This window comes from Microcoleus sp. LEGE 07076, from assembly GCF_015207455.1.
Lineage (GTDB): Bacteria > Cyanobacteriota > Cyanobacteriia > Cyanobacteriales > Microcoleaceae > Microcoleus.
This window is the reverse complement of the sequence record NZ_JADEWV010000154.1, coordinates 1-14,260: the sequence shown is the minus strand read 5'-3', so window position 1 is coordinate 14,260 and position 14,260 is coordinate 1. Positions and strand designations below refer to the sequence as shown.

The following is a 14,260-nucleotide window of genomic DNA, read 5'->3' as shown; positions in this document are numbered from 1 at the left end:
TCTGACGATTTTTGGATAATAAAGAGGTGAAGTAGATCTTAAGAAGATTTGACCGCAGAGAACACAGAGAACACAGAGAGGGGAGGGATAAAAAGTTTTTTACGACATCCAAAACCCTCGCAATACTCTTCCCTCTGCGCCCTCTGCGCCCTCTGTGGTTCAAAACTCTTCTCTTAATCAAGTGGATGATAAGTCAATCCGGTTTACTTAACGCTTTTGATGAATTTCATCTGACGATTTTCTGGCAATACAGCCATTTTGGGCAAGTCAGATTTTTCTTAATTCAACTGTATTGAGTTAGATCGTACCCGATAGAATGACGACAATAAAATTAGTTTGTAGCGAGGACTTTAGTTTTTGACGGCTTCGGACTAAAGTCCTCACTACAAACTTTGTTTTACTATCCAAATGTCTGCATTGCTGAATTTAGGTGTGATCAATACGGTCAAGGGATGTTTTGGTTACCCGATCTGCCTCGTTTGAGAGCGATTGAAATCATAGGATGGATAGGGAACCGGAAACTCCCCAAACTTAAGATAATGAATTGCTAACTGAATTGAATGTTTAAGCATTTCTGCCGACTTATAATAGCACACTGACTGGCGATGAAGTCGAGCCAAATAATGTCTTACTCGCGTATTCTCGCCCTCTATTCTGGTCATGTAAGTTTTACAGATAATTTGGTTTCCATCTGGCATAAACATGGGGTAAACTGGCCATCCATGTGTGATATAAAAGTAACACTTCCAATTGCTAACCAACTTTCATAGTGGCCGAAAATTTATAGCACTATGAATTCCCAATACCCATCCTAAAATCCCTGGCTGAAAGTGATTTACTGCCGTCGCTCGCCAAATTTTATCTTTTTTGACCAACAAATGTTTCTAGTTCATCAAGTTATCCCCCTAGGGGAATTGTCTCTGGTTCGCAAGCATCAGGCAGCAATTCTCCTACTTGCTTTACCCAATTTATAATGCTGGTGTGGTGTACTTTTTTAATCCTCTCAATTGCTAGAAAACCCATACCATTGACATACATTTTGAGACATTCACGTTTAACTTCTTCCGATTAACCTTTATGACGTTGGTTATAAATTGTCTGCCACAACCGACACAAATATAATTATGTTTACCTTTTTTCTGAGCATTTTGATTGACATAATTAGATTGACATTCAGGACATTGAATAAGCTCTGCGTTTTTTGAAGGGTTATTGCTGAGCGCTTGGAGTATAATTATCATACCCTAATTCAGCAACTCCCAAGAGGGTATTTAAACCGGATTTAGGAGTGCTCTAGGGTGAGAAAATATGGATGGGGCGTTGCAGTAGCTGTAACTCAACGCCAAGCAAGGTCGATCGCCCGCCAACACAATTTTCCATATCCCATTCCCGAATTTAAAATAAATTGCAATTTGTTACGGTTTTCAGTTGCTCAGTATGGTATATTGATTGCAAAGGTTTAATCCTAACTAAACAAGTATGTTAGAATTGCAATATCGCTTGAAAAGCGATCGTTCATTCAAGCTTACCACTTCCCTCCGATCGAAATTTAAGTCTAAAGACTGAGGTCTTTTTTCTGGATTTATATTCATAAGCATCTACTTATAAGTATTTTCACTGACGCATAGCTGTTACCTGTACATTTGTACTTACAGTACAATTATTGGACTAAACCGATGTTAAAAACGGTGGTTGGTCATAGCAACGATCCTGACTCTCTCTCGGCCATAACAGAAGTCCTAGAACAATGCCAGCAATCCCTGTCGAAAGCATCTCCTCAAGCGGGTATATTGTTCGCTGCCATTGACTTTGAACATACTCTCATCTTAAATCAAATTAATGAGACTTATCCCGGAATCGAGCTAATTGGTGGCACAACTGATGGAGAAATGTCTTCTATTTTAGGGTTTGAACAAGATTCACTGACTCTGATGCTATTTTGTTCGGACACGATCGCGATTCGTGCTGGAATTGGAAGAGACATTTCCCAGGACTTGAACACCGCTATTCAAACCGCTGTTTTTCAAGCAACAACAGGCAATACAGAAGAGATTAAACTCTGTATTACCTTGCCAGAAAGTCTCAGCACCAGCGCCGTTTTGACCTTAGATAGCTTGAATCAAGCTTTAGGGGGGAAAATACCTATTTTTGGGGGTCTCACGGCGGATAGGTGGCAGTTCAAACAAACCTATCAGTTCTACAAAACCGAAGTTTTGAGCGATGCAATTCCCATTCTCTTAATTTCAGGTTCGATTCTATTTTCTCATAGTATTGCTAGCGGTTGGCATCCCATTGGTAAGCGAGGTAAAGTTACCAAAGCTTCCCAAAACGTAATCTACGAAATCGACGATAAACCTGCTCTAGAATTTTATCATCACTATTTGGGAAAAATGCCGCCGTCCTCAGAATATCCCCTAGCCATTTTTGATGCCAACGAAACTCATTACTATATGCGAGCACCCAGCGGAGTTTATGATTCAGAAATTGGCAGCGTGACTTTTTTTGGGGATATTCCAGAAGGAGCGATCGTTCAAATTACCGAAACCACCCACGACAGTATTCTATCTGCATCTCGAACATCGATGATGCAAGCCTTAGAAAATTATCCCGGCAAAGAACCAGCGGCTGCTTTGTATTTTTCCTGCGCCAGCCGCCGACAAATTTTAGGTACTCGCACCAAAGAAGAATATGCACTAACTCAAACCTGTTTGAGCCAAGCATTACCGAGTTGTGGCTTCTACACCAATGGGGAAATTTCCCCCTTAGAAGATCGGGGCATCTCCTATTTTCACAATGAAACATTTGTTACTTTGTTACTAGGAGAAGTTTGAAATGCAGTCAGAACAAATAGACGATCGCACAATAATTAAGCAGCTTGAAAAAGAAAATCGGATTTTGCGAAAAAAGTTAGAGCGATCGGAGACAACTTGCTTAGAACTCGAGCAAACGAATCAAAAGAAAGAGTCTTTGCTCCGACAAATTATCAACGAGCTAGAAAATTCTCAAGCAGAAGTCAAAGAAAAACGTCAGTTAGAACAGACTCTGATCGAACTTAAACGCACTCAAGCCAAACTCGTTCATGCTGAAAAGATGTCCAGCCTTGGGCAACTGGTAGCGGGAGTGGCCCATGAAATCAATAATCCAGTTAACTTTATTCATGGCAATCTCACATACCTTGAGGACTATGCTCAAAACCTGTTGAATATCGTGCAACTTTATCAGCATCACTACCCCAATCCGGTAGCTGAAATTCAGGAGCAAGTTGAGGCTACCGACCTAGATTTTTTGCAGCAAGACTTGCTCAAAATCGTGACTTCTATGAAGCTAGGAACAGACAGAATCCGCAAGATAGTCCTGTCGTTGCGGATATTTTCGCGAATAGACGAAGCTGAGTTTAAGCCGGTGGATATTCATGCAGGAATTGATAGTACATTGCTGATTTTGCAGCATCGTCTGAAGAATAAACCCGAATACCCAGAGATTCAGGTGATTCGGAACTACGGCAAATTGCCGCTGGTGGAGTGCTATGCCGGACAACTGAATCAGGTGTTTATGAATATTCTGGTTAATGCTGTTGATGCCATTGAAGAATTAAATCTAAAACGAACGGTTCCAGAAATAAAAAAAAATTCTAGTCAGATTACTATCTCCACATCAGTGGTTGATGTAGAATGGGTGCAGATTTCGATCGCGGATACGGGATTGGGAATACCCGAAGCAATTCAAAAACAAATATTTAATCCCTTTTTTACCACAAAACCGATTGGTAAAGGAACCGGAATGGGAATGGCGATTAGTCACCAGATTATCAATGAAAAACATGGTGGTAAGCTAATGTGTTTTTCAACTCCAGGAATAGGAACGGAGTTTGTGATTCATATTCCTGTCAAAAAGCAAGTCTGTAATTCGGTTTAACCAAGTTGTTACAGCAGAAAGTAACATTATATCGCCCAAGGCACCCGTATAGTTAACTTTTTTCAATTCGCTGGCTAAGTTTTGAAAATGTACGATCGCAGTTACTAGCAGCAGAGTAGAATCTAGAATATAGCGCGTCTAAATGATTTGTACAAAAACTGTAGGGGTCAGCCCCCGTGCTGACCCAAAAGATTTGGGGTAGGCACGGGGCACTACCCCTACAATAATTACACAAATGATTTAGGCTCGCTATAGATGCAACCTAAGTTTATTAAACCTTTAACCTGTGCTTATTAAATCTTTAAATTATGCCTCAAATTGTTTAAATTATAGCGCCGTGCTGTTTCTGTTTGAGCAAGTTAACAATTTCTGGAGTAGATGATTTTTCGGCAATGCTTAAAGCTGTTTCACCATTTTTATTGCGCGCGATGACATCCGCACCATTTGAGATAAATAGCTTAACTAACTCTGGTTTTAATTCCTGGGAAATACCAGTGTTAGATTGCAGGATTCTCATCAAAATAGTGCTACTATCGTAAGGATCGGGCTCGTTGGAATCGGCACCGCGCTCAATTAATAATTTCACAAGGTCAATATCTCCCCGAGACACGGCACTGTACAGCAATCCTTTGGGAATTTGGGCTTTATTTTTTAGGATTAATTCAACTATCTCTAGTTTCTGTTTCCCCGGTTTCAACCGATTAGTTACAGCAAACAAAATTTGGTCATTTTTTTAATTAGCACCTCGATAGATCAGGATTTTCATTGCTTCAAAATTACCGCTTTCTGCTGCGATATAGAGTGCTGTGCGTGCGGTTTCGGTGCGATCGATCGCCTCGATATCTGCACCGCTGGCAATCAATAAATCGTAGCGTAGCGGGGCGTAAGCCATCGCCCCGCTACCTCGTCCTGCGGCTGCCGCGTGCAGGGCAGTTTTTCCTGATTTGTCGAGTTCCTTGACATTCAATCCTTTTTGCAGAAACAATTGGACAATTGCCTGATTCCCTCCAAAAGCAGCCGCGTGTAACAGTGTTTGGTTTAAATAAGTCTTGAAATGAATATCTGCATTTTTTGCCAACAGCTTTTCGACTTCCGCCAAATTGCCCGTGTAAGCAGCACTAAACAGCAGAATGTTGATATTATCTATTTTGGGCAATTCCCACTTGTCGAACATCCCAACCTCAACCCGAGAGCCCTCCCAACCCACAGACACAAGCTGCACCATCTCAAAACTTTTACTCTTCAACTCTCTTCCAGAGGCATCGAACAGAAATACATCGCAGGGGGCATCGCTGCCCCCACCGGGCATCGCAAACAGCATTGGATACCTGACAACGGCGATCGAATATTTGCCATCTGGACTGAGCTCAGCCCTGCGAATACCCGATTTCATAATTTCTCGGGGCGCAACCGAGAGGATAATTAACAAGCCTAAAATACCAAGACAGCCAAAACGAAAGAAACGCATAACTCTCAGAAAATAGCTGATGCGATCGACTATAATTTTTAGCACTGCCATTGTGCCCTTGCTACTCGCTTGCGAAACTTCCACATATCCCCGGCGAGGAACCAAAAAATCCCAAATATTAGCGATTGCTGCATTCCGATCCGCTGTTTCCTTAAACTTTAATGATTTTTAAGCGCCTTGAAATACTACAGCAAACATTCTAACGCTTTCTCGATCGACTACCTCAACGACTTGCGAGGAGCAATTCTAGCATCCCCATATCTAGCAATCAACAACCTCAACCGCGATTTCATTGGCACAAAAGGCTTTTCGGTGGTGTTTCAGCGTTCCCAAATCGGCGAAGTAGAACGGCGGTTTCCCTTGTTCAAACCCTATCTCGACCTAGCATTACAGCCTGAATGCAACGCTTTTTACCTCAACCCTTTGTTGCTGGGTGAAGGTTCCCGCGTCGATCCGCATATCGATCGATCTTTGCGATCGTACTGCAAAACCGTTGAACCACCCGCCGCCGTCAGCGTTTTATACGTGCAAGTGCCCCCGAACTTGCAAGGAGGAGAGTTAATGCTGCGGCGCAACAAACAGCAAGTCGGACAGATTAAGCCACAAGCCAATTCGCTAGTGTATTTTCAAGGAGATTTGACTCACTCTGTCAACGCGGTTACAAGTACCGGAACTCGTTTAAGTTTGGTTTGCGAACAGTACAGTTTGAACGCCACACAATTGCAAGATATTCCCGGATTTACGGTGGAATCTAGGGCCATGAAAGCAAAAACTAAGTGAGGTGTATCACAAAATTGATATCATCTCCGTTGAATTAACCGCTGTTTCGGATATTTGGGGAAAAATGTATATTTAGCAGCGGGGTAATTGGGAAAAAGGTAATTGGCGATCGATTCGGGACTTATTACCCATTACCCATTACCTATTACCCGACATTAGATTAACTTATCACCAAAAGCTCAGGAGAGCCGATCGATCGAATAATATCAAATCCTCTCTTCATCGGAATAATAAATTCGAGTCAACAGTCAACCGTCAACAGTCAACCGTCAACAGTCAACATCACCTGACGGTGTAACCGGAAATGATCTAACACGCCCCCGTGACACCCGACAACTCAAATCCTACCCTGATGCGCGGGCGATCGGCAAAAAAATAATATTCTGTAGCTTAGGCTACATTAATTTCATTAATCATTGCTTACACTCTCCAAGTGTAGATTGTGTACTATCCATAATTCTCCAAAACCATAAACGAGTGCGTTATTTGCCAGACTGCGATTTATCGATCGTCGAACCGTTAAAAACCATCAGTAGTTTTGACCAGAATTAATCGGAATTGACTCGCATCAAATTTTTGAGCTTACCAGGGTGAAAATTAGATACCAAATCTGTGCAGCCGCGACATCTATGATGTGAAGTAAAGTTAGTACAGCATCTAGTCATCTATTTTCTTGCTAATAACCGAAATCCAACCGCATCTATATCACACTGGATTCTTAGCAACACAGACAGCGAAGCGATTAAGCCACGCTCCTCCAATCTATTAGAGCCAGCCAAAAAAGGCATTCTCCATAAAGTTAGCCTTGACTAAAAATGTTGAGTAAATCCAACATATTCCTCAACGGTTAGACTGGTGCTAACCCTTATTTTTCACAACTACTCGTTCCCTAATCCCAATAAAAACAACCATGAGTGGAAACCAATCGCGCGTTCAAGCAATTTCTCAAATTGTCAACCGCAAACTGACACCTACCCAGCCTCCGAAACGACTAGAAGATATGTGGGCAACAGATGTCTTCACTCTCAGCAAGATGCAAGAGAGTTTGCCCAAAAGTATTTTTAAATCAGTAAAAAATACAGTTCAAACAGGCAAAAAACTAGACGAATCCGTAGCTGACGTAGTTGCAGTAGCCATGAAAGACTGGGCTATTTCCAAAGGAGCACTGTACTACGCCCACGTATTCTACCCCCTCACCAACAGCACCGCCGAAAAACACGACGGTTTCATCTCAGTCCAAAGCGACGGCTCAGTCATCTCAGAATTTGCCGGCAAACTGCTAGTACAAGGCGAACCCGACGGCTCGTCATTCCCCAACGGCGGCATCCGTTCCACCGCAGCCGCCCGCGGATACACAGCCTGGGATGTCACCAGCCCTGCTTATGTCATGGAAACAGACAACGGCATGACATTGTGCATTCCCACTGTTTTCATCTCCTGGACAGGTGAAGCCCTAGACAAAAAAACGCCGCTGTTGCGCTCCATTGCCGCCATGAACAAAGCAGCAACCCGCGTTTTGAAACTATTAGGAAATACCGAAGTTGCTCCCGTAAATTCCAGTTGCGGTTCCGAGCAAGAATACTTCCTAATAGATTCAAACTTTGCCAACAGCCGCCCCGACTTACTACTAGCAGGTCGCACCCTGTTTGGCAAACCTCCCGCCAAAGGTCAGCAATTTGACGACCACTATTTTGGAGCCATTCCAGAGCGCGTTCAAATCTTCATGCAGGAAGTAGAAGAAAGAATGTACCGCCTGGGAATTCCTGCCAAAACCCGCCACAACGAAGTAGCTCCCGGTCAATTTGAAATTGCACCAGTTTTTGAAGCAGCAAACGTCGCCAGCGACCACCAACAATTAACCATGACAATTCTCCGCAACACAGCGAAGAAACACGGTTTTATGTGCTTGCTGCACGAGAAGCCCTTTGCAGGAATCAACGGTTCCGGCAAACACGTCAACTGGTCAGTCGGCAATGCCACCCAAGGCAACTTATTAGACCCCGGCGATACACCGCACTCCAACGTACAATTTCTGATTTTCTGCGGCGCTGTGATTCGCGGCGTTCACAAATACGGCCCCTTGCTGCGCGCCGTAGTTGCGACTGCCAGCAACGACCACCGATTGGGTGCCAATGAAGCTCCGCCAGCGATTATCTCGGTCTACTTGGGTTCGCAATTAGAAGATATCTTCGAGCAAATTAGCAAGGGAGGAATTAAGGGTTCTCAAGGTCGAGGCATCATGAATTTAGGTGTGGAAACACTGCCTACTTTCATGAAGGATGCCGGCGACAGAAACCGGACTTCGCCCTTTGCCTTTACAGGAAACCGCTTTGAATTCCGTGCCGTAGGTTCCGGTCAGTCTGTTTCCGGCCCGCTGGTGGCGATGAATACAATTTTGGCAGATTCTTTAGACTGGGTTGCTAACAAGTTAGAAAGCGATTTGGCTAACGGAACTGAACTGAATACTGCCATCCAAAATGTCCTGAAAGAAGTGATGGACGAGCATGGTGCTGTGGTATTCGGTGGCAACGGCTATTCTGAAGAATGGCATAAAATGGCAGTGGAAGAACGCGGTTTAGCCAACTTGCGGACTACGGCAGATGCTTTGTCCGTATTGAAGGAAGGATACATTGAGGATTTGTTTGAAAAGACAGGTGTATTGACTCCTGTTGAATTGGAAAGCCGTTATGACGTTTATGCAGAGCAGTATGTGCTGGCAATTGAAGTCGAAGCGAAACTGGTAGTAAGCATGGCAAAAACGCTGATTTATCCGGCAGCAGTCAGCTATTTGTCGGAGCTTTCCAGCACGATTCTTCGCTTGAAAGAGATGGGAATTGAACTGTCCAAGGAAACTGCCCAAAAAGTAGCGACGCTGCTTAAGTCGATGATTGATACTGCGAGCAAGTTGACTGATGCTTTGAGCAAGCACGATTTTGCTTCGACAGACGACCACATGCAGTACGCTTCGCAAACAATTCGTCCTTTGATGGATGAGGTTCGCCAGTATGCGGATGCTTTGGAAGCTGAAGTGGCTGATGATTTGTGGCCGTTGCCTACTTATCAAGAAATGCTGTTTGTTAAGTAATCGCAAGTTCGGTTAATTTCTGTAGGGACGCGGCAGTGCCGTGTCCTTATTTTTTTTTGATAAATTGCAGGTTAATTTCATATTATTTCCGGTCAATTACCTAATTTAACTGGTTCCAAGGCACAGCCTTGAAACCCATACCCAGAGGAAGAGCCTCGGCTGGGAAATGGAGGATCTTCCTCCGGATCTACGTTACCAGGCACTACTGGTAACGAGTAATATCGTTTCCGGTTGCATCGTCAGGTGATTTAACCGGACTTAGAACACATAGAACACAGACAGATCAAAGAGAAATGAATACAGGACGATGAAGAGAGGAATTGATATAAAATGAGTAGCAATCGAGGACGATCGCGTTGCACAGCCTACAGATTGAGCAATCAGATGTACCGAACCTGATTTTCCATCTCATCCGCCGTTACTTGATTCAAAATTACTAATAATCGTTGTGATATTTCTTGGGGTGGACGACGAAAAGCCTAAATTACGCCGTAGTGGGTTCGTGAGGTATCAAATTAAGCTTGTATAGCGGTTCTCAAGCGTGGTGAGGTATACCCTATGCCCTATGCCCTATGCCCGCGAGAGCACCTCATCTTTGTGAGAAAGGCAATAATACATTAACATCCTCATCCAGGTACAAACAAATGAATAAATTACTCAGAAATCTCGCACCAACGGGTCAATTAAATTATCAGAAATTCGGTTGCGTTCAATATATGTGTTAATCTGATCTTGATGGTGGCTGTAATAGCTCAACGCATCGAATACCTGTGCCAGCGTTAGGTGAGGTAAACCATTGGGAATTTCTTCTGGTGAAATGCCCATATGCCAAGTTTCAACGATCGCCCTAACAGATGTCCGCGTGCCCTTGACGATCGGCTCACCGCTCAAAATTTGCCGATCTCTGACAATGTAAAGATGTTCTGTTGTTTGAACCATAACTGCAAATACCAGATTAAGTATTTTCCACAATTATAGTGCTTTAACTGGTTCCCAGGCTCCAGCCTGGGAACCAGCTAGGACTAAAGTCCTCACTACAAACCTAATTTCTCACTAGAAAGTTCCCCGCTAGCAGGAGGTTCTACCGTATCGCCAAAAGCAATCCGCAGAAATGGCGGTGCTAAAAAAGTCGTCAGAATCACCATGATAATAATCGAAACTTCCAGCGGTTTATCCAAAACCCCGCTAGCCGAACCGATACCAGCAAAAACTAACCCGACTTCGCCCCGAGGAATCATCCCGACTCCGATCGCCAATCGATTGATTCCAGGCTGACCGAACACCGCCCAACCAGTCACCAACTTGCCAAAAATCGCTACTACAATCAAAAACACGGCAATCAAAAGTCCCGCCCGATTCTCCGGCACTGTTGGGTTCAAAACGCCCAAGTCGGCGCGCGCTCCCACCGTCACAAAAAAGATCGGTACAAACAAATCAGCGACGGGTTTAATCAACTCATCCAGCTCGTTGCGGGCATCGCTTTCATCTAACACTAAACCAGCCGCAAATGCACCCAAAATCGCTTCGAGATGAATTGCGTTGCCGATAAAAGCCATGAAGAAAGCAAATATAAATGCCGGAATGACGATATTACCGCGAGTTTTGAGTTTTTCAACTGCTGAGGCAAAGCTTTTGTTGAAGATGCCGCCCAACAGAATTGAACCGAGCAGAAATGCAGTTGCACCGACGATCAAGTAGATGACATTAAGAACATCAATTTCACCTGTTTTCGCTAAACTAGCAACTACCGCCAAGACAATAATTCCCAGCACGTCATCAATCACTGCTGCACCAACAATGATTTGACCTTCTTTAGATTTCAGCCTTCCCAATTCAGACAAAACTTTCGATGTAATCCCGATGCTGGTTGCCGTCAAAGCAGCCCCGGCAAAAATCGCCGGAATCGCCGCCGTGTGAAAAATTATCATCAAGCCGGCAGTACCTGCAGCAAAGGGAACTGCTACGCCGACAACAGCGACAAAGGTGGCTTGAATTCCCACTTCTTTGAGTTGTCTGAGATCCGACTCCAAACCAATTTCAAACAGCAGAATAATCACGCCCAATTCAGCCAGCACAGAAACGATCTCGCTCTGCGATTCAAACACGCTGGTGACGGAGGCCGGGGACATAGAATTTATCGACTGCAAAACAGTCATAATTCCTGAGTCGGAAGCTGACAGTCCGCCTTCGGGAAAAACGATCAGGTTTAAAGCGGATACGCCAACAATCACCCCTGCTACAAGTTCACCCAAAACTGGCGGCAAATTAAATTTCATAGCCGCTTCTGCGCCTAATTTACTGGCAAGATAAATCACTACCAAACTGAGCAGAACTCCGCTCAGAACGATGGGCGAATTTTCTGCCTCGACTGTTGCTAACAAAGGTATGGGAGCAGCTAAGGATGCTATCCCAGAACTTAAAGCTGTAATTGTTGGGTTAAAAAACATGGTACAATGATGATAAGAAAGACATTCAAATCAGATAATCTTGGACGCAGACAAATTCAAGGGTTGCGGTTTTTTTAAGGCTGGCGGCAGCGGATTTAGATGGTCAAGCAAAACTGGAAGAGCCCAAATCTGGCGGAACATCTTGCCACCGGCCTTGTCCGACGGCTTGAATAGCTTCTTTTAGCAAGATATCGCCGGTATAAATTGCTCTACCAACGATCGCGCTTTTGACGCCAATTGGTTCCAAAGCCAACAAACTCAGTAAATCTGCGATCGAACTAACGCCGCCCGAAGCAATCAATCGAAATAGCGTTAGCAATTTCGCGCAAAGATTCCAAGTTCGGCCCTTCCATAGTACCATCGCGGTGAATATCAGTGTAAATAATTTCTGCTGCTCCCAATTGAGCCATTTTTTGCGCCAATTCTGTTGCTAGAACTTCGGAATTTTCCAACCAGCCTCTAGTAGCAACTTTACCGTTTCTGGCATCGATTCCCACCAGAATTTTACCGGGAAATTCGGCACACAATTGGCCGACTAATTGCGGTTGTTCGACGGCGACAGTCCCGAGAATGGCCCGCCTGACTCCTAAATTGAGGATAGCAGCAACAGAAGCGCGATCGCGCATTCCCCCGCCTAATTGACAGGGAACGTCTACGGCGCGGACAATGGCTTCAATAGCTGCTAAGTTTACAGGATGACCTGCTTTTGCGCCGTCGAGGTCTACCAAATGCAGCATTGTCGCGCCTTCATTTACCCACTGTCTGGCGACTTCGACGGGATTGTCGTTAAAAGTTTGGGACTTAGCGTAGTCTCCCTGATAGAGTCTGACGCATTTTCCATCCAATAGGTCGATCGCTGGAATTACATTCATAATTTGGGCATTGGGAATTGGGAATGGGGCATTGGGAATTGGGAATGGGGCATTGGGAATGGGGAATTGGGAATTGGTTACTCGTTATTATCACCAACAAATAACCAATGACTTCTTCTCATTGACAACCGCTGTTTAAATGAAACATAATCGATGACGGTAGAGTGGACCATACAGGAGTATTTACCTCAGCTTTTTGCAAACCTTCTGCCGTCCAGTCGTTGCAAGTTCTCAAAATAGAGTAACTGTCTCTTGCTTCATAAAAACTGCCGTTGTTGCCGTAGCCGTAGCCAATTTTAATTTTATTACCTTTTGCCTCTAATTGGAATGTATTTTTAAGATAATCTACCATTCTCAGATAATTCGATCCACTAATACTAACACATTTGGTGTCTTTGTTTTGCGGAAAAACTCGATAACCTTGAACGTTTACGGTAGAGGGAGTAGGGAGAAATAGCGCCTTGAAAGCTGTAACTGGGTTGATACTTCCTGATGTGGGAGTTTCCAGCATAAAAGCTCTATCTCCCCACCCAAAAGACAAATATTTATAATCAGAAGTGGCATCCCGCCCTATTTCTGTTAGCGGTAAAAATTTATTCCAGTCAAAATATTCATTTTTAACTGGAACAATGATTTCGGTGTGGATCCCTTCGTTATAAATGTATAGAGAGATTGTGCAATCTGCTTGCGAGTAATTTCCCCACTTTCTGGGAGTTAGATAGCCAATTGTTAGGAAAGCGGTAAAAGATAAGATGACAATTCCTAAGCGCTTTATGATTTTTCTCATTTTAACCGTTGGTTTCAAATTCTGCCTTCGGATGGCGGGCGCTGCATCTTTGTGGGAAAGAATTCTTGCAATGCCGAATTGCGCTGTTCGGGGGTTTCCTTTGCCCAATTCGATAAGCTTTCGTAGAAAAAGAACGACACTCCAGCGAAATCTCTTTTTCGCACCTCTTGCAGTTGTTCTTGAATTTGTTTGAGAGGAACAGAATTATTTTTAAGACCAGTCAAAATGCCGATCGCAGTTGGAATGTGTTCTTTAGCTAATTTGACTTCTTCCCGTTCTAATTCGGCGTTAAAACGCTTGATATCGCTGCGATAAACCTGTACTATAAGTTCTTCGATATAGCCGCGTCTTTCCCAGGTAAACCAGTCCTGCAAGTGGGCGGGTAAAGCAAAGTGAAAAGGGTTGGGAGATAAGCTGACAATACATTTTTGTTTGCGGGATTTGATGGCGCGGGAAATTCGTCCCATAAAGTCGTTGATTTTGTCGGCGCGCCAGCGTACCCAGAAGGTTTCGCGGGGGTCATCGGAGGGAGGGCTTTTGATTTGTTCTTGATACATTGACACTGTTAGCGGTTCGTAGCCAAATTCTACTGGTAAACCGAAATGGTCGTCAAATTGAATGCCATCTATATCATAATTATTGACAATTTCTAGGATTAAATCTAAGATAAATTGCTGGACTTCGGGATGAAATGGATTCAGCCAGACTCGCTCGTGGGTGCCTTCTTTCCAAATAGTTGAACCGTCGCGCCTCTTCGCCAACCAGTCGGGGTGCAGTCTGGCTAATTCTGATTCGGCGGGGGCCATGAAACCAAATTCAAACCAAGGAATTACTGCTATACCTTTTGGGTGGGATTGTGCTATAATTTCTTTGAGAATGTCTCGGTTTTTTAATCCGGGTGATGGG

10 protein-coding genes and 2 pseudogenes are annotated in these 14,260 nt (G+C 44.0%); 4 read left to right on the top strand and 8 right to left on the bottom strand.

The features are described 5' to 3' along the window. Positions 1 to 461: 461 nt before the first annotated feature. Positions 462 to 1,187 (bottom strand): annotated as a pseudogene (locus IQ270_RS21700) (IS1 family transposase). A 489-nt stretch (positions 1,188 to 1,676) separates the two neighbouring features. Between IQ270_RS21700 and IQ270_RS21695 the strand changes: the two are divergent. Together IQ270_RS21695 and IQ270_RS21690 are read left to right on the top strand one after the other, a co-directional pair. After that, positions 1,677 to 2,831, top strand: coding sequence for an FIST signal transduction protein (locus tag IQ270_RS21695; RefSeq protein ID WP_193975283.1), 1,155 nt, complete (start codon positions 1,677 to 1,679; stop codon positions 2,829 to 2,831). Position 2,832: 1 nt separating this feature from the next. Continuing rightward, positions 2,833 to 3,915, top strand: coding sequence for an ATP-binding protein (locus IQ270_RS21690; protein WP_193975282.1), 1,083 nt, complete (start codon positions 2,833 to 2,835; stop codon positions 3,913 to 3,915). A gap of 322 nt (positions 3,916 to 4,237) precedes the next feature. Here IQ270_RS21690 and IQ270_RS21685 read toward each other — a convergent pair whose 3' ends face one another. Continuing rightward, positions 4,238 to 4,633 carry an ankyrin repeat domain-containing protein gene (locus tag IQ270_RS21685; protein WP_193975281.1) on the bottom strand — a complete coding sequence of 132 codons (396 nt, stop codon included), beginning with the start codon at positions 4,631 to 4,633 and terminating at the stop codon, positions 4,238 to 4,240. Positions 4,634 to 4,648: 15 nt separating this feature from the next. Then, positions 4,649 to 5,467 carry an ankyrin repeat domain-containing protein gene (locus IQ270_RS32395; RefSeq protein WP_193975280.1) on the bottom strand — a complete coding sequence of 273 codons (819 nt, stop codon included), beginning with the start codon at positions 5,465 to 5,467 and terminating at the stop codon, positions 4,649 to 4,651. 93 nt (positions 5,468 to 5,560) lie between these two features. Between IQ270_RS32395 and IQ270_RS21675 the strand changes: the two genes are divergently transcribed. Next, on the top strand, positions 5,561 to 6,163 hold the full coding sequence (locus IQ270_RS21675; protein WP_193975279.1) for a 2OG-Fe(II) oxygenase: 603 nt from the start codon (positions 5,561 to 5,563) through the stop codon (positions 6,161 to 6,163). Between the two features lie 910 nt (positions 6,164 to 7,073). Beyond that, positions 7,074 to 9,248, top strand: coding sequence for a glutamine synthetase III (locus tag IQ270_RS21670; RefSeq protein ID WP_193975278.1), 2,175 nt, complete (start codon positions 7,074 to 7,076; stop codon positions 9,246 to 9,248). 657 nt (positions 9,249 to 9,905) lie between these two features. Here the strand turns inward: IQ270_RS21670 and IQ270_RS21665 are convergent. The 5 genes and pseudogenes from IQ270_RS21665 to IQ270_RS21645 form a co-directional block, all read right to left on the bottom strand. Further along, on the bottom strand, positions 9,906 to 10,187 hold the full coding sequence (locus IQ270_RS21665; protein ID WP_193975277.1) for a DUF433 domain-containing protein: 282 nt from the start codon (positions 10,185 to 10,187) through the stop codon (positions 9,906 to 9,908). Between the two features lie 95 nt (positions 10,188 to 10,282). Beyond that, positions 10,283 to 11,695 carry a cation:proton antiporter gene (locus IQ270_RS21660; RefSeq protein ID WP_193975276.1) on the bottom strand — a complete coding sequence of 471 codons (1,413 nt, stop codon included), beginning with the start codon at positions 11,693 to 11,695 and terminating at the stop codon, positions 10,283 to 10,285. A gap of 103 nt (positions 11,696 to 11,798) precedes the next feature. Continuing rightward, positions 11,799 to 12,567: pseudogene (hisA, locus tag IQ270_RS21655) on the bottom strand (1-(5-phosphoribosyl)-5-[(5-phosphoribosylamino)methylideneamino]imidazole-4-carboxamide isomerase). 118 nt (positions 12,568 to 12,685) lie between these two features. Next, positions 12,686 to 13,354, bottom strand: coding sequence for a TIGR02117 family protein (locus IQ270_RS21650; RefSeq protein WP_193975275.1), 669 nt, complete (start codon positions 13,352 to 13,354; stop codon positions 12,686 to 12,688). A gap of 14 nt (positions 13,355 to 13,368) precedes the next feature. Then, positions 13,369 to 14,260: glycoside hydrolase family 10 protein (locus IQ270_RS21645; RefSeq protein WP_193975274.1), on the bottom strand; the 892-nt coding region annotated here is incomplete at its 5' end.

Coding starts and splice junctions, on each gene's coding strand:
- IQ270_RS21695 (WP_193975283.1), top strand. CDS start 1,677: ATGTTAAAAACGGTGGTTGGTCATAGCAACGATCCTGACTCTCTCTCG.
- IQ270_RS21690 (WP_193975282.1), top strand. CDS start 2,833: ATGCAGTCAGAACAAATAGACGATCGCACAATAATTAAGCAGCTTGAA.
- IQ270_RS21670 (WP_193975278.1), top strand. CDS start 7,074: ATGAGTGGAAACCAATCGCGCGTTCAAGCAATTTCTCAAATTGTCAAC.
- IQ270_RS21665 (WP_193975277.1), bottom strand. CDS start 10,187: ATGGTTCAAACAACAGAACATCTTTACATTGTCAGAGATCGGCAAATT.
- IQ270_RS21660 (WP_193975276.1), bottom strand. CDS start 11,695: ATGTTTTTTAACCCAACAATTACAGCTTTAAGTTCTGGGATAGCATCC.
- IQ270_RS21650 (WP_193975275.1), bottom strand. CDS start 13,354: ATGAGAAAAATCATAAAGCGCTTAGGAATTGTCATCTTATCTTTTACC.